This window comes from Pseudomonas zanjanensis, assembly GCF_014268745.2.
GTDB classification, from domain to species: domain Bacteria; phylum Pseudomonadota; class Gammaproteobacteria; order Pseudomonadales; family Pseudomonadaceae; genus Aquipseudomonas; species Aquipseudomonas zanjanensis.
In genome coordinates, this window is record NZ_JABWRB020000013.1 from 12,849 (window position 1) to 28,872 (window position 16,024).

Below are 16,024 nucleotides of genomic sequence, written 5' to 3' on the forward strand. Positions count from 1 at the left end.
AACAATACTGATAAGCCCACAACGGATAGCTCAAACGTCATTGAGGACGCAGGATGATTCCCAGGTTTTTACTCGCAGTTGCCACCGCGCTTCTGCTGACGGCGTGCGCCAAGGATGCGGCCAACCCCCAGCCCGAAGAAGCTGAGGCCGACACCGCCGCCATCGAGCTGCATTTCCATGCCATTGCCGGCCTCAACCCTGGCGCCACCGGCCAACCGGCCCCGGTCCGGGTGCGCATTTTCGAACTGAAAAATGCCGCGACCTTCGGCCGCTCCGATTATTTCGCCCTGGCCGAACGGGCCCAGGCCACGCTGGGCGCCGACCTGATCGACCAGGACGAGGTGCTGATCCAGCCCGGCCAGCAATTGAGCCTGCAACGCGACCTCGACCCGGCCACGCGGCACATCGGAATACTGGTGGGCTATCGCGAGCTGGACCAGTCGCTGTGGCGCACGGTGATGAATGTCCCAGCGCGCGAGTACACCGAATACCAGATCAGCCTCGATGTGCGCGCCGTGCGCAGCGCCGTCGTCGTTCCCCCATCCAGCCCTGCCCAATAAGCAATCGGAGCCCCCATGTCCTGGAACAATCGCGTGGTCTGGTCGGAAGGCATGTTCATTGGAACGCAGCACTTCCAACAGCATGACCGTTACCTGGAAAACCTCATCGACGCCCGCAGCCGCCCGTTGTCGGCCGGCGCCTGGGGTTTTTCCGAATTGCTGATCGACCAGGGCCTGCTGGCCCAGGGCAAGCTGGCGATCATTTCGGCGCGCGGCCTGTTGCCGGACGGTACGCCGTTCAATATTCCCCAGGATGACCTGGCGCCAACCCCGCTGAACGTCGATGACAACCTGCGCGATGGCCTGGTGTACCTGGCGTTGCCACTCAAGCGTGCCGGTGCCCGCGACACCGTGGATGAAGGCGAAAACCTCGGCGCTGCGCGGTATGTGAGCCAGGTCTGCGAAGTGCGCGACGACAACGCACCGTTCGAAAACCGCGCGCCGGTGGCCCTCGGCTCCCGGGCGCTGCGGTTGTTGACCGAACAGGATGGCATCGGCGACTACGCCGCCATCGGCGTGGTGCGCATCAAGGAAAAACGCGCCGACCGTGCGCTGGTGCTCGACGACGCCTACATTCCGCCGCTGCTGGATGTCATCGCCTCCAAACCGTTGGCGGCGTTTCGCAGCGAATTGCTGGGCCTGCTGCATCAACGCGGCGAAGCGTTGGCCGGGCGGGTGGTGGCGTCCGGTGCCGGTGGCGCCTCGGAAATTGCCGACTTCATGCTGTTGCAACTGGTCAACCGCGCCCAGCCGCTGATCCAACACCTGAGCCAGTTGAGCCCGCTGCACCCCGAGCGCTTCTATAGCGAATTGGTGAGCCTGGCCGGGGAGTTCTCCACGTTCACCGCCTCCGGGCGACGACCGCAACAGTACCCGCCTTACCAGCACGATGACTTGGCGCTCAGCTACGCGCCAGTGATGCAGGCCCTGCGCGAAGCCCTGTCGATGTTGATCGACAGCAAGGCGACGCCGATTCCGATTGTCGAAAAAGCCTACGGCATCCACGTGGCGATGCTGGCCGACAAGACCCTGCTCGACAGCGCCAGTTTCATCCTGGTGGTGCGCGCCGACGTGCCGGCCGAAACCCTGCGCAGCCGCTTCGGCCAGCAGAGCAAGGTCGGTTCGGTGGAGCACATCCGTGACCTGGTCAATCTGCAATTGCCGGGCATCGGCCTGTTGCCGTTGCCGGTGGCGCCACGGCAGTTGCCGTACCACGCCGGCTCCACCTACTACGAACTCGACCGGGGCAGCGACCACTGGCAACAGTTGAGCAACTCCGGCGGCTTTGCGTTCCACATCGCCGGCCAGTTCCCAGGGCTGAACCTGGCGTTCTGGGCGATCCGAGGATAATTCGCGATGAGCAACGACGATCGTACCCAGTTCATGCCGACGCCCGGTGGCCGTGGCGCCGATCCCTTTCGCCCGGACCCTGGCCGGCCCCAGCCTGCGCCGGCGTCCGCGCCGCTGTCGATGCCGGCCGCGCCGGTCCTGACCGGTAAGGCCGAAGGCCTCAACCCGCTGGAAAGCGCCGCCGGCCCGTTGCTGGCCTTGCTGACGCGCCTGCGCAACACCATCGCCCACCCGGCACCGGCCAGTTTGCGTGCGCAACTGCTGGCCTACCTGCGCCAATTCGAAGAGCGCGCCGAGGCCGCCGGCGTGGTGCGCAACGATGTGTTGCTGGCCCGCTACGCCTTGTGCACCGCCTTGGACGAAGCGGTGTTGAGCACCCCATGGGGCGGCACCAGCGACTGGGGCAAGCAAAGCCTGCTGATCACCGTGCACAACGAAGCCTGGGGCGGCGAGAAGGTGTTCCAGTTGCTGGAGCATTGCCTGCAAAGCCCCCGCGAGCGCCTGTATCTGCTGGAGCTTTTGTACCTGTGCATGTGCCTCGGTTTCGAAGGGCGCTACCGGGTAATGAACGACGGTCGCAGCCAACTGGAAGCGTTGCGTGAGCGCACCAGCGCGGTGATCCGCAGCGCCCGGGGCGACTATGAGCGCGAGCTGTCGCCGCACTGGCGTGGGGTCACCGTGGCCCGTGATCGGCTGGCGCAATTCATGCCGCCGTGGATCGCCGTGGCCATTGGCGTGGCCCTGCTGTTGGCCCTGCTGTTCGGCCTGCGCATGAAACTGGCCTCCGATGCCGAGCCGGTGTTCAAGAACATTCATTTCCTCGGTGAGATCCCGGTGCAGACCATCGACCGTCCCGTGGTGCAGCCGAAAGTGATCGAGCGCCCACGCCTGGCCGGCTTCCTCGCCGACGAAATCCGCGCCAACCGCATTGCGGTGGAAGATGCCGTCGACCGCTCGGTGGTGACCATCCGTGGCGATGAACTGTTCGCCTCGGGCAGCGCCAGCATCAAGGACGATTTCCAGCCATTGATGCTGCGCATCGCCGATGCGGTGCGCAAGGTCAAGGGCCAGGTCCTGGTCACCGGCCACAGCGACAATCGGCCGATCGCCACCCTCCGGTTCCCGTCCAACTGGGCGTTGTCCGAAGCGCGGGCGCAATCGGTGCTGCAAATTCTCTCGGCCAAGACCGGCCAGCCCGAGCGCTTCAGCGCCGAGGGCCGCAGCGACACCGAGCCGCTGGCGTCCAACGCCACCACAGAGGGGCGTGCGCGCAATCGTCGGGTTGAAATCACAGTATTGGCGGAGGGGGTCGAGTGAAGGCGTTTTTCAGTTTTATGACCCGCTGGGTCATCCCATTGCTGGGGCTGATCGCCCTGAGCCTGATCATCTGGTTCGTCGGCCCACTGCTCGATTGGCTGGTGCCCGAAGGCCGGCGCTGGGCCTTGATCATTCTGGTGTTCGCGGTGTGGATCGCCTATCGGGTGTTCCGCATCATCCAGGCCCGCCGTCAGGCCGCCGAAGTGATGCGCAGCCTGGCCGCGCAAACCCCGCCGGACCCGACCAGCATCGCCACCGCCGAAGAACTCGAAACCCTGCGCCAGCGCATGGACGAAGCCTTGGCCCTGCTCAAGAAAGCCAAGCTGGGCGGCGACGAGCGCCGTAACCTCTACGAGCTGCCGTGGTACGTGATCATCGGCCCGCCGGGTTCGGGCAAGACCACCGCCCTGGTCAACTCCGGGCTGCATTTCCCGCTGGCCGCGCAATTGGGCGCCGGTGCGGTGCGCGGTGTCGGCGGTACGCGCAATTGCGATTGGTGGTTCACCGACCAGGCGGTCCTGCTCGACACCGCCGGCCGCTACACCACCCAGGACAGCGACGCGACCATCGACAAGGCCGCGTGGCTGGGCTTCCTCGGCCTGCTGAAAAAACAACGGGCCCGACGTCCGATTGACGGGGCGTTCATCGCCATCAGCCTGTCCGACCTGCTGCTGGGCAGCGACGCCGAGCGCGCCGCCCACGCCGCGGCGATTCGCTTGCGGATCCAGGAGTTGTACACCCAACTGGGCGTGCGCTTCCCAATCTACCTGATGCTCACCAAGCTCGACCTCGTGCCGGGGTTCATGGAGTATTTCGACACCCTGAGCAAGGAAGAGCGCGCCCAGGTCTGGGGCATGACCTTCGCCCTGGACGATGGCAAGAGCAACGACAGCCCGCTGGCGCACCTGCAAAGCGAATTCACCGGCCTTGAGCAGCGCCTCAACGACCGCCTGGTGGAGCGCCTGCAACAAGAGCGTGACCCGGCGCGGCGTGACCTGATCTACGGCTTCCCGCAGCAGTTCGGCGCCTTGAAGGATTGCCTGCAAAGCTTCCTCGAAGGCGTGTTCAAACCCAACGCCTTCGAAGAGCGGGTGTTGCTGCGCGGTGTGTATTTCACCAGCGGCACCCAGGAAGGCAGCCCGATCGATCGCCTGATCGGCTCCATGGCCCAAAGCATGAACCTGGACCGCCAGCACCTGGCGCGCCAGACCGGCACCGGGCGCAGCTACTTCATCGAAAAACTCTTCACCGCCGTGGCCTTCGCCGAGCGTGGGCTGGTGGGCGTCGATCCGAAAGTCGAGCGGCGACGCAAGTGGATCGCCCGCGGTGTGCTGGCTTCCACGGTGGTGTTGGTGTTGGTGGTCAGCACGTTGTGGTGGGTCAGCTACCGCGCCAACCAGGCCTACATCGCCCAGGTCGACCAGAAGGTCGCGCCGTTGGGACAAACCGTGCAGAACCTCAGCCCGGCGCAACGCGACGTCCTCGCCGTGTTGCCGTTGCTCAACGCCGTGAAACACCTGGCTGACGACGCACCGAGCTGGGCCGAAGGCCTGGGCCTGTACCAGGGCGACATGCTCGAAGCCGAGTCCGGCAGTGTCTATCGCAAGCTGCTGATCGCGGTGTTCGCGCCACGCTTGCTGACGCGCATCGAAGAGCAACTGCACAGCGGCGGCAATTCGGATTTCCTCTACGAAGGCTTGAAGGCCTACCTGATGCTCGCCGACACCGAGCATTACGATGCCGATTTCATCAAGGCCTGGATCGCCCTGGATTGGGATCGCAGCCTGCCACGGGATTTGCCGGCCGAGCAGCGCCAGGCCCTGACCGGGCATTTGCAGGCGCTGTTCGAACGGCGTCCGCCCCTCGCGCGCCTCGACCCACGCCTGGTCGAAGACCTGCGCCGTCAGTTGCAGCAATTGCCGGTGGCCCAGCGGGTCTATGATCGGATCAAGCGGCAGAAACTGCCCGAAGGCATCCCGGACTTCCGCATCAACGAAGCCGCCGGGCGTGACGCAGCGCTGGTGTTCAGCCGCAAGAGCGGCAAGCCATTGGGCGAACCCTTGAGCGGGTTCTTCACCGTCAAGGGCTACCGCCAGGGTTTCTTGCTCAGCAGCCTGAGCCAGACCGGCACCCTGGCCGAAGAGCAATGGGTGCTGGGCCACGAAGAGGCCGACCAGCAGAACGTCGCCAGCCTGGCCGCCGACGTGCGTCGCCTGTACTTCCAGGATTATCTGCGCCAATGGGACGCCTTGCTGGCCGACATCGACTTCGTGCCGATCACCAGCGTGGCCCAGGCCGCCGATGTGCTGCGGGTGATTTCCGGCCCGACCTCGCCGTTGAAAAAACTGCTGGTGGCGGTGGCGAAGGAAACCGACCTGCAACAGGATGAGCGCCTGCTGGCCGCCCAAGGTGCGCCGGTAGAAGGCGGTGTGGACAAACTCAAGGAACGCCTGGGCAGCTTGCTCGGCCAGGAGCAGGCGACGCAAAACGCACCGGCGCAAAGCGATGACCCGATCACCGCGCACTTCGCCGAGCTCAACAGCATCGTCAGCAAAAGCGAAGGCGAGCCGGCGGTCATCGACGGCCTGCTGGCGGACATGAACGCCCTGTACGTGCAGGTCAGCGCCATGGTCGGTGCCAGCGGCGACGCCTTGCTCGGCGAAGCCAAGAACCAGGCCTCGGCCGCCGCCACCCGCGTCAGCCTCAACGCCGAACGCCAGCCGCCGCTGGTGCAGGGCCTGGTCAAGTCGGTGGTCAACTCCACCACCAACAGCATGATGGGCGGGGTGCGCAACCAACTGAACGCCGCCTGGACCAGCGAAGTGGTGAACATCTATCGCCAGTCCCTGGCCGGGCGCTATCCGATGTCGCCAGGCAGCGCGCGGGACGCGACCCTGGATGACTTCGGCCAGTTCTTCGGCGTCGGCGGGGTGATGGACAACTATTTCCGCAAGTACCTGCAACCCTACGTCGACACCTCGACCCCGACCTGGCGCTGGCAGCCGGGCGCGGCGCAGAAGCTCGGCATCGCCCCTGGCGTGCTGCAGACCTTCCAGCGCGCGGCGACCATCCGCGATGCGTTCTTCCGTTCCGGCGGCACGCAGCCGATGGTGCGTTTCGAACTCAAGCCGGTGGCGATGGACTCGACCATCACCCAGTTCCTGCTCGACCTCGACGGCCAACAACTGAGCTACGACCACGGCCCGAGCCGCCCGACCGCCATGCAGTGGCCGAACCCGGGCAGCATCGGCGTGGTGCGGATCTCGATCATGCCGCCGTCGTCCAACGGTCGCTCCGGCATCACCCTGGATGGGCCATGGGCCTGGTTCCGACTGTTGGAGCAATCGGACCTGACCGCCGGCAACTCGCCGGACCGCTTCAACCTGCGGCTGCGGGTCGACGGCGCCAGCGCCTCTTATGAGCTGCGGGCCAACAGCGCCTTCAACCCGTTCAAGAGCCGGGTGCTCAGCGGCTTCAGCCTGCCGGAGCGGCTATGAGTACACCGGGCTTCTATGGAAAGTTGGCCAGCCGCGGCGATTTCGTCAGCCGTGGCTTGCCCCAGAGTTTTATCGGCCCGTGGGATTCGTGGCTGGCGGCGGGTTTGCTCGCCAGCCAGACCAGCCTCGGCGAGCGCTGGCTGGACGCCTATCTGGTCAGCCCGCTGTGGCGCTTCATGGTCGCGCCGGGGGTGTGTGGCCCGGACGCCGCTGTTGGGGTGGTGATGCCGAGCATCGATCGGGTCGGTCGTTATTTTCCGCTGACCATTGCCGTGCTGCTGGAGCCTGACGCGGACCCGGCCTCGGTGGTGGGCGGCGCGGACGAGTGGTTCGAGCGGGTCGAAAACCTGTTGTTGAGTACGTTGAGCGTCGAGGCCAGTTTCGAGGCGTTCAACGAACAACTGGAAACCCTCGGCAGCCCGATGTACCTGCCGCGCACGCCGAGCAGCCGTTTCGCCAGCCTGCATCGCTTCGATGCCAGCGACCCGCAGCGGCGCATGAGCGCCCTGGCCGAGGCGGCCTGTGAAGGTGTGAGCCTGTGGTGGGGCCAGGGATCGGAGCGCATTGCCCCGGGTTTGATGCGCTGCCAGGGATTGCCGGCGGCGGCTGATTTTGCGCAATTTTTGCTCGGCCAAGAAGGTGTTGTGTAGATGCGTCCAAGTGCCGGAAAAGCAATCAAGTCTGCAAGCAAGAGCCATGTCGGGATGGTCCGCCAGGTCAATGAAGACGCCTGCCTGGACCTGCCGGAAAACGGCCTCTGGGTCGTGGCCGACGGCATGGGCGGGCACGCGGCGGGCGACTACGTCAGCAGCCTGATCGTCGACAGCCTGCGCGGCATTGCCGTGGGGCGTTCGCTGGACGAATACGTCGCGGCGCTGCAAAGCGACCTGCTGCGGGTCAACGCCGCCGTGCGTGAAGAAACCGCCAACCGTGGCGTGACGATGATGGGCAGCACCGTGGTGGTGCTGGCCGTCCGCGACTTGCGTGGCATGTGCCTGTGGGCCGGTGACAGCCGTTTGTATCGCCTGCGCGACGGCGTGCTCGAAGGCATCTCCCGGGACCACAGCTATGTCCAGGACTTGCAGGACAGCGGCCTGCTCAGCGAAGCCGAGGCGCGCGTGCATCCACGGGCCAACATCGTCACCCGGGCCATCGGCGTCGAGGCGCAACTGAACGTGGCGCTGACCGAACTGCTGCTGGTGCCTGGCGACAGCTACTTGTTGTGCAGCGACGGGCTGACCAAGACCGTCGAGGACGATGAAATCCGTGAAGTGTTGAGCCACGACGAGCCCGGCGAAATCGCCAGCAGCCTGGTGTCCCTGGGCCTGATGCGCGGCGCGCCGGACAACATCACCGTGGTGGTCGTGAAGGTGCCGTCATGAGCTTGACCTTGAACATTGTCATCCCCGGCTACGACATCGAAGGGCCGATCGGCGAAGGTGCGATGGCCAGCGTGTACCTGGCGACCCAGCGTTCGCTGGAGCGCAAGGTGGCGTTGAAAGTCATGGCCGCCGCCCTGGCCGCCGACCCGACTTTCTGCGAGCGTTTCCTGCGCGAAGGCAAGACCCTGGCGCGCTTGTCGCATCCGCACACCGTCACCATCCATGACATCGGCAACGTCGGTGAGCTGTATTACATGGCGATGGAATACCTGCCCAACGGCACGCTCAAGGAACGCATCGCCGCGGGCCTGACGCCGGAGCAGGGCCTGACCTACATTCGCCAGATCGCTTCGGCATTGGGTTATGCCCACGGTTTGGGCCTGGTCCACCGTGACGTCAAGCCGGCCAACATCCTGTTCCGCGCCGATGGCACGGCGGTGCTCTCGGACTTCGGCATCGCCAAGTCCCTCGACGACCGCACCCAGTTCACCCAGGCTGGCTTTGCTGTGGGTACGCCCAGCTACATGAGCCCGGAACAGGCCCGTGGGCAAGACATCGACGGCCGCGCCGACCTGTATGCCCTGGGCGTGGTGCTCTACGAAATCCTCGTCGGCAAACTGCCGTACACCGGCAACGACGCACTCTCCACGGCCCTGGCGCACCTGACCGAGCCGTTGCCGGAGTTACCGGTGCATCACGGCCGTTATCAGGACGTGTTGCGCAAGTTGCTGGCGAAGGACCCGGCGGAGCGTTTCCCGGACGCGGCGGCGTTGCTGCGGGCGTTGGATAACCTGCCTGAGGCATCGGCGGAAGCGACGCTGATCCGGCCGTTGTCGTTTGAACTGCCGGCCACGCCGCCTGCGGTGGATGACTTGGCGGGCCTGACGCCCATGTCCATCGATATTCCGAGCGGCCCGGCTTATTCCCCACCGCCGTCACAACCGCAGTCCAAACCCGTTCCGCCGCCGATAAAACCGACGGTTCAATCCTCGGTGTCGGAGCAGCGCAAGGGGCCGGTGTTCGCCCTGGCCGCCGTTGCGGTCGCCGTGGCGCTGGCGTTGGGTGGCGCGGGTTATTGGTGGTTGGCCGGTGACGATGGCAAGGACGTGAAGACGCCCGTGGCCACGAATACCTCGGTCAAGCCACCGGAAGTGAAGCCGCCGAAGGCCCCGGAAGTGCCAGCGGTCAAACCGCCCGTTGTCCCTGCGGCTCAGCCCCCCGTGGCGACCGAGGCCGATGGCGGCCAGCGTCCGCTCTTGATGGCCGGCAAGAAAACCCTGTTCCAGCGCGTGCTCAGCAAGCCGGGGGCGAAACTCGCCGAGGCGCCGGGCGCCGCACCGGGCAAGGCGCTGCCAGCGTTTTCGGTGTTGTATGTGTACCAGCGCAAGGACGTGGATGGCAGCGCCTGGGTGCGCGTCGGCGCGGCCACTGACGGGCGTAGCGACGGCTGGTTGCCCGCCGCCCAGGTCAGCGACTGGAAGCAGAGCCTGGTGCTCAAGTTCACTGAACGTTCCGGCCGTGCGCCGGTGATGTTCCTGCGTCAGCCCGGCGAGGTGGAAAAGCTCCTGGCTAACCCTTCGGCGGCCAAGAACGTGCTGCTCAAGGCCCAGCAGAGCCCCCAGGAAGATCAACAAGTGCTGGCCCTGGAACCGGCCGCCAGCGCCGTGCCGCAGAGCCAGTTCTATCTGTTGCCGATCTTCGATTCCCGCGAGAGCCTCGATGAGAACGGCCAGCCGGTGCAGTTGCTGAATGTGGCGTCCATCGATCCGGGCAACACGCCCAGGGCTTCGAACAACAACACGCCGATCACCACTGCCAACGCCGATGCATTCCGCACCGCCGTAGTGCTGGTGGTGGACACCACCGTGTCGATGCAGCCCTACATCGACCAGGTGCGCGATGTGGTCCATCAACTGCAAACCCGCATCGCCGAGCGCGGCGAGTTGGACAGTGTCAGTTTCGGCATGGTGGGTTTCCGCAGTAGCATCCAGAAAACCCCGGGCCTGGAATACGTCGCCAAGACCTTGATCACCCTCGAACAGGGCCGCGACCCGCAACGCTTCATGGAGCTGGCGCGGCAGGTCAAGGCCTCCACGGTGTCGAGCCATTCGTTCAACGAAGATGCGTTCGCCGGGGTCATGGAAGCCGTCGAGGGCATGGACTGGTCCGGTTACGGCGGGCGCTTGATCCTGTTGGTCACCGACGCCGGCGCCCTGCGCAAGAACGACCCGTTTGCCGCCACGCAAATGAACGAGGCCGAAGTGCGCCAGGCGGCGCTGGGCAAGCAGATCAAGATCTACGCCCTGCACCTGCTCAGCGACGCCGGCAAGAAAACCCATGCCGGCGCCCAGAGCCAATACCGGACCCTGACCGCCGACGCCAACCCGCAGATCGGCGACCTGTACATTCCGGTGCCCGGCGCGGATGTGCGCAAATTCGGCGAACGGGTCGACGAGATCGGCTCGGTGTTCGCCGACCTGGTGCACCAGGTGCGCAGCAACAAGCCGCAAAGCGTGCCGCTGCTCAGCGCCGCGCCGAGCCTGGCCGACAAATCGGCCGCGGTCGGCTACGCGATGCACATGGACTTTTTGGGACGCAAATCCGCCAGCCAGGCGCCGCAACTGGTCAGCGCCTGGACCGCCGACCGCGACCTGACCAACCCGGCGCTGCCGGCGTTCCAGGTCTGCGTGATGCTGACCAAGCTGCAACTCAACGACCTGCAACAGTCGCTGAAGCTGATCGTCGACGCGGCCCGCAAGACCCAGAGCTCGCCCAAGGATTTCTTCCAGGAAATCGCCAGCGCCAGTGCCTACATGAGCCGCGACCCGTCGGCCCTGCGCAAGGGTGGCAACCTCGCCGATGGCGGGATTCTTGGCGAGTACCTGGAAGGGCTGCCGTACCGCAGCAAGTCGCTGAACATGACCCAGGACCTGTGGCTGTCCTTGAGCGTGGCCGAGCAGGAAGATTTCATCGACGAGCTGGATTCGAAAATCCGCCTCTACGAAACCTTCCACAACGACCTCGCCAACTGGGTGCGCTTCGGCGACGCCGAGCCGGGCGACGCCTTGTACCGCGTTCCGTTGTCGACGCTGCCGTGATGCTGACCCTGAACGCCGTGCACAAAAGCCGGGGCGCCGGCAGCCAGCGCTACAGCCTGGTGATTCCACGGCTGCATTTGCGCGGCGGTGAACAACTGGCGGTGGTCGGCCCCAGCGGCTGTGGCAAGAGCACCTTGTTGGATATGTTGGCGCTGGTGTTGGCGCCGGATCAGGCCGGGCAGTTCGATTTCACGCCCGCCGACACGCCGCTGGACATCGCCAAATTGTGGCGTGCGTCGCAACAGGGCACCTTGGCCGAGCTGCGCAGCCGTTACCTGGGTTATGTTCTGCAAACCGGCGGCCTGCTGGGTTTTTTGGATGTGCGTGGCAACATCGCGTTGTCGCGCAAATTGCTGGGCTTGAAGGATGACGCTAGCGTGACGCGCCTGGCTGGGCAGTTGGACATTGCCGATCAACTGGACAAGAAACCGGCGGACTTATCCGTCGGCCAACGCCAGCGGGTCAGTTGTGCCCGGGCGTTGGCCCACGGCCCACGCCTGTTGCTGGCCGATGAGCCGACCGCCGCCCTCGACCCGCTGAACGCCGAGCGCGTCATGCAGTTGCTGGTGGCCCAGGCCCGCGAACACGGCGTCTGCTGCGTAGTTGCCACTCACGACGAAGCGCTGGCCCGGGCCAGCGGCTTGCAGGTACGGCGCATCAGTTGCCGTCGCGATGCCGACGGCGGTGTCACCGCCACACTCGGGGAGGCCTGCTGATGCGCGGCGCGCTGGTGGCTTCCCTGGCCTGGCAGGATTACCGCAACGATGCTTGGCTGTCGGCCTGCTCGGTGCTGGCTTTGGTGGCCGTGGTGGCGCCGTTGCTGGTGTTGTTCGGCTTGAAGTTCGGCCTGGTCAGCAGCCTGACCGAGCGCTTGCAGAACGACCCGGCCACCCGGGAAATCATCCCCTTGGGCGGCGGTCGCTTCGGTGCCGAATTCATCGACCAATTGAGCCAGCGCGGTGATGTGGCCTTTGCCTTGCCGCGCACCCGGCAGATCGCCGCCACGGCGGATTTGAGCAGCGAGGCGTCGGCTGTCACGGTCGAGATGATTCCCACCGCCGCCAACGATCCGTTGTTCGATCACTTGCCGGTGCCCCAAGGCTTGGATCAAGTGGTGCTCAGCCAGACCGCCGCTGAAAAACTCGGGGCCAAGGCGGGTGATTGGCTGCAGGCCAGTTTCGGCCGGCAGGTGGCCGGTCGCAGCGAGGCCCAGCGCACCCGCGTGCAGGTGCTGCAGGTGCTGCCGCTGGAAGCCTTCGCCCGGGACGGCCTGTTCGCGCCGCTGGCGTTGCTGGAGGCGGCCGAGGATTACCGCGACGGCCGTGCCGTGCCTGCGTTCGGCTGGCCGGGCGATGCGGTGGGCGAGGCCGGGCAGCGCGTGTATCCGGCGTTTCGCTTGTATGCTCGCAGCCTCGGCGATGTCGAGCCGCTGCGGCAGTATTTCGCCGGGCAGAACCTGTTGGTATCGACCCAGGCCCAGACCATCGCACAAGTGCAATCGTTGAGCCGCAACCTGTCGATCGTGTTCTGGATCATCGCCGGGTTGGCCTTGGCCGGCGCGTTCGCGGCGATCTTTGCCGGTGCCTTGGCGGCGGTCGAGCGTAAGCGTCGGGAATTGTCGGTGTTGCGCCTGTTGGGGGTTTCCACCGCGGCGCTGTTGCTGTTCGTGGTGTTGCAGGCGCTCTACAGCGCCACGTTTGCGGCCCTGCTCAGTGCCGGCCTGTATGGCCTGGCGCAGTCGGGCCTGAATTATTTATTTGCACAGATGCCCGGCGAATACGCCAGTCATCTGTTGGTGCGTCACTACACCTTGGCCCTGGTGGCCGTGCTCGGCGTCAGCGCCGTCGCGGCGGCGTGCGGTGGCTGGCGAGTGGCGCGCATCCAGGCGTGTGAAGGAATTCGCGATGTATAAGTTATTGGGCGCCGCCGTGGCGCTGAGCCTCGCCAGCCTGACATGGGCTGATGAAGCCACGGACAAGCTGGACAACCCCAAGCCATTGCCCGACGACGTCAGCCTGCCGCTGCCGTGCGAAGGCCAGATGGTGTTCCGCTACGTCTACATCCTCGCCCAGGGCACCCTGGATGACCGCGAGATCAGCCTCGGCTACCCGTTCAGCGAAGGCGAGGCGGGCTATCAGCAATCGTTCATTTCCGGCTACCGGCGCGACTTCATCAACGGCCAGTTCACCCTCAAGGACCTGCCCAAGGACTGGAACACGACCATCACGCCGTTGATGCCCAAGACCGACGCCAAGACGCCGCTCAAGCCGATGCTGTACTTCATTGGCAAGTACGAGGTCACGGCGCGGCAATACGCCCAGGTCATGGCCCAGGCCCAATCGCTTGCCAGCGGCGAAGCGGCGCCAGCCTGCGAAACCTTGCAAGCCGAGTTGCCCCAAGGCGTGGCCGGGCGTTTGCCCAAGGTGAAACTGTCGAAATTCGAGGCCGAGCGCTTCTCGGCGGTGTACAGCGCCTGGCTGATGAAATACCACAAGGACCTGCTGCCGGTCAGCGGTCGCGGTACTTCCGCCGAAGACGGCGGGCTGGGTTTCGTGCGCTTGCCAACGGAAGTCGAGTGGGAATTCGCTGCCCGTGGCGGCCAAGCTGTGAGTCGTCAGGACCTGGAAGGGCGGCTGTTCCCTCGGCGCCTGGAAGGCAGTGAAAGCGACGGACCCCTGGCCGATTGGGCGGTGTTCAACCAGGTCGCCGGCGGCACTGGCCAGGCGGCGCGGCTGATGCCCATCGGCACCAAGCTGCCGAACCCCATCGGCTTGTTCGATGTGGTGGGCAACGCTGCCGAGATGGTCCAGGAATCCTTCCAGTTGGTGCATGCCGGTCGCCGCCAGGGCGCCTATGGCGGCTTCGTGGTCAAGGGCGGCAACTACCTGGAAGGCGAGGGCACGCTATTCACCGGCATGCGCCGCGAGTACCCGTTGTTCACGGCAGATGGCACTGAGCAAAGCAACGAGACCACCGGTTTTCGCGTGGCCGTCGGCGCGTTGTCGGCGCCGCGTTCGCGCTACAAGGAATTGTTCGCCCAATGGCAGAAAGAGGGGCGGCTCGCGTCGCTGACCGACGCCATCGACGACGCCGACGACCCGACCAAGCGCCTGGACAGCATCATCGCCGCCAGCGTCGATCCGCGCCTGCAAGCCGAACTGGGCCTGGTCAACGAAGAGCTCAAGCGCAACGTCTCGCTCATCGCCCAGCAGCGCGAGGAAGCAGCGGGCAACCTGATCCAGTCCTCGGCCCTGGTGGCCGAGACCGTCAACAACTACAACATTCGCCTGACCAATCTGCAGAACAGTCGGCAAGCCGCCTTGGACGCCAAGGACGAGGCCAGCGCCACGCTGTTCGCCACGGCCATCGACAACGGCCGCAGCGCGCTGGATGGCGCGGTGGCGATCTACATCGACAACCTGGCCACCGGCACGCGCTACACCGATGCCGTGATCCAGGCGCAGTTTCAACGCATCAAGGAAGAGTTGGAGCGCAAGCCGGTACTGGGCAAGAGCCTGGTGGCGCGTGCAACGTTATTCGTTCGTCATGTCGGGGATTATCGTCAGCAAAAACGAGCCGACCCGGCGGCGATATTGAAGGAATTGCTCGCATCGAACGCTCAGCGGTCTTGAGTGTTCGTTGTCAGCGAGCTTGGAAGGGACTCAGGCGGCGATAGCGCCGTGCTGAGCTGGTCAACACTTAAAAGAGAACACAACTATGCTTTTCTCCCGTAAACCTTTGGCTTCGGTTTCCAAGCGTCACTTGCTGATGGTCGCTGTCGGCTTCAGCACCGTACTGACCGGCTGCGCCACGTCGCCGACGTCCAAGGTCGCGTCGAGCACCAAGGTCGAGTACTACCCGAACTGCTACGAGCCGGTGCAGCACTTGCGCGCCACCGAAGGCAACATGACCAAGTCGGTTGTCACCGGTGCGGCCGTTGGCGCGGTCGGCGGGGCGCTGCTGGGCGCCCTGACCGCTGACAAGGAAGATCGTGGTCGCAACGCCGCCATCGGTGCCGCGGGCGGCGCCTTGGCCGGTGGTGCCGCCGGTTATTACACCGAGCGCCAGAAGCAGATCGCCGATGACAACATGCGCATCGCTTCCTACGCGGCTGATGTCAGCAAAAGCGCTTCGGACATCGACCGTAGCACCGCCTACGCCAAGACCTCGCAGCAGTGCTACCAGAACGCGTTCAGCAAACTGGTTGCCGACCGCAAGGCCAAGACCATCAACGACACCGAGGGCCGTAAGCGCCTGGCGGAAATCGTCGCTGGCCTGAAAGAGTCGAACGACCTGATCGTCGCGGTCAACGGCAAAGCGTCCGAAGACCTGAACAACTACACCCAGGCCTACGAGAAAGACCTGCAGCAAGTGGGTGTGCAGCGTACTGACGTGGTGACCGTGGCCACTGCCGATACCACGCAGGTTGTGGCGCAGACCACCAACAAGACCAAAATCAAGAAAGTGCAGCCGGCGAAGAAGAAAGAACTGCCAACCGTGCCTAAAGAAGCGGTCGCCACTGAGAAAACCTTGCAGGACGCCAAGGCCAAGCAGGATCAAAGCAAGCAGGTCGCCAGCGCTGGCACCACTCAGGTCAACAGCATGTGCAAAAACCCGGACCTGGGCGACTGGGCACCGGTTCCTTGCCCGAATGTTTGATTGAGTGAGGGTGGCTGATCACTTCCCTGGAGTGGTCACTGCTTTAAAACCTGTGGGAGCGAACTTGCTCGCGATAGCGCCGGTTCAGTTGGCATCTTTGTCGACTGACCCACCGCCATCGCGAGCAAGCTCGCTCCCACAGTTGTTTTTGGGGCGATCGT

Annotated in this window: 11 protein-coding genes; all 11 read left to right on the top strand. The window is 65.0% G+C overall.

Going from position 1 to position 16,024, the window contains the following annotated elements; translation table 11 throughout:
- The first annotated feature begins 53 nt into the window (after positions 1–53).
- Positions 54–560 (top strand): type VI secretion system lipoprotein TssJ, encoded by a 507-nt coding sequence (tssJ, locus tag HU715_RS27090; protein WP_060740022.1) that lies wholly within the window; start codon positions 54–56, stop codon positions 558–560.
- A gap of 15 nt (positions 561–575) precedes the next feature.
- Entirely contained in the window at positions 576–1,910 is a 1,335-nt protein-coding gene (tssK, locus tag HU715_RS27095) for a type VI secretion system baseplate subunit TssK (RefSeq protein ID WP_186710255.1), read from the top strand.
- Positions 1,911–1,916: 6 nt separating this feature from the next.
- Positions 1,917–3,227: a DotU family type VI secretion system protein gene (locus tag HU715_RS27100; protein WP_186710249.1), complete on the top strand. Its 1,311-nt coding sequence runs from the start codon at positions 1,917–1,919 to the stop codon at positions 3,225–3,227.
- Positions 3,224–6,724, top strand: a complete 3,501-nt coding sequence (tssM, locus tag HU715_RS27105; RefSeq protein WP_186710247.1) for a type VI secretion system membrane subunit TssM — start codon at positions 3,224–3,226, stop codon at positions 6,722–6,724. Before HU715_RS27100 ends, tssM begins: the two co-directional genes overlap by 4 nt.
- Positions 6,721–7,374 carry a type VI secretion system-associated protein TagF gene (gene tagF, locus HU715_RS27110; protein ID WP_186710244.1) on the top strand — a complete coding sequence of 218 codons (654 nt, stop codon included), beginning with the start codon at positions 6,721–6,723 and terminating at the stop codon, positions 7,372–7,374. The genes tssM and tagF overlap by 4 nt, the downstream gene beginning before the upstream one ends.
- Positions 7,375–8,106: a PP2C family protein-serine/threonine phosphatase gene (locus tag HU715_RS27115; protein WP_186710243.1), complete on the top strand. Its 732-nt coding sequence runs from the start codon at positions 7,375–7,377 to the stop codon at positions 8,104–8,106.
- Positions 8,103–11,204 (top strand): serine/threonine-protein kinase, encoded by a 3,102-nt coding sequence (locus HU715_RS27120; protein ID WP_186710242.1) that lies wholly within the window; start codon positions 8,103–8,105, stop codon positions 11,202–11,204. The genes HU715_RS27115 and HU715_RS27120 overlap by 4 nt, the downstream gene beginning before the upstream one ends.
- Positions 11,204–11,920, top strand: a complete 717-nt coding sequence (locus HU715_RS27125) for an ABC transporter ATP-binding protein (protein WP_186710283.1) — start codon at positions 11,204–11,206, stop codon at positions 11,918–11,920. The genes HU715_RS27120 and HU715_RS27125 overlap by 1 nt, the downstream gene beginning before the upstream one ends.
- Positions 11,920–13,116, top strand: a complete 1,197-nt coding sequence (locus HU715_RS27130; RefSeq protein WP_186710240.1) for an ABC transporter permease — start codon at positions 11,920–11,922, stop codon at positions 13,114–13,116. The genes HU715_RS27125 and HU715_RS27130 overlap by 1 nt, the downstream gene beginning before the upstream one ends.
- Positions 13,109–14,836 (top strand): formylglycine-generating enzyme family protein, encoded by a 1,728-nt coding sequence (locus HU715_RS27135; RefSeq protein ID WP_189656370.1) that lies wholly within the window; start codon positions 13,109–13,111, stop codon positions 14,834–14,836. Before HU715_RS27130 ends, HU715_RS27135 begins: the two co-directional genes overlap by 8 nt.
- A gap of 85 nt (positions 14,837–14,921) precedes the next feature.
- On the top strand, positions 14,922–15,863 hold the full coding sequence (tagQ, locus tag HU715_RS27140) for a type VI secretion system-associated lipoprotein TagQ (protein ID WP_186710235.1): 942 nt from the start codon (positions 14,922–14,924) through the stop codon (positions 15,861–15,863).
- Positions 15,864–16,024: the final 161 nt, after the last annotated feature.

What these genes read in the sequence shown, in the direction of transcription:
- HU715_RS27120 (WP_186710242.1), top strand. Translation starts at nt 8,103, where the DNA reads ATGAGCTTGACCTTGAACATTGTCATCCCCGGCTACGACATCGAAGGG.
- HU715_RS27100 (WP_186710249.1), top strand. Translation starts at nt 1,917, where the DNA reads ATGAGCAACGACGATCGTACCCAGTTCATGCCGACGCCCGGTGGCCGT.
- tagQ (WP_186710235.1), top strand. Translation starts at nt 14,922, where the DNA reads ATGCTTTTCTCCCGTAAACCTTTGGCTTCGGTTTCCAAGCGTCACTTG.
- HU715_RS27135 (WP_189656370.1), top strand. Translation starts at nt 13,109, where the DNA reads ATGTATAAGTTATTGGGCGCCGCCGTGGCGCTGAGCCTCGCCAGCCTG.
- HU715_RS27125 (WP_186710283.1), top strand. Translation starts at nt 11,204, where the DNA reads ATGCTGACCCTGAACGCCGTGCACAAAAGCCGGGGCGCCGGCAGCCAG.
- tagF (WP_186710244.1), top strand. Translation starts at nt 6,721, where the DNA reads ATGAGTACACCGGGCTTCTATGGAAAGTTGGCCAGCCGCGGCGATTTC.
- HU715_RS27130 (WP_186710240.1), top strand. Translation starts at nt 11,920, where the DNA reads ATGCGCGGCGCGCTGGTGGCTTCCCTGGCCTGGCAGGATTACCGCAAC.
- tssJ (WP_060740022.1), top strand. Translation starts at nt 54, where the DNA reads ATGATTCCCAGGTTTTTACTCGCAGTTGCCACCGCGCTTCTGCTGACG.
- tssK (WP_186710255.1), top strand. Translation starts at nt 576, where the DNA reads ATGTCCTGGAACAATCGCGTGGTCTGGTCGGAAGGCATGTTCATTGGA.
- HU715_RS27115 (WP_186710243.1), top strand. Translation starts at nt 7,375, where the DNA reads ATGCGTCCAAGTGCCGGAAAAGCAATCAAGTCTGCAAGCAAGAGCCAT.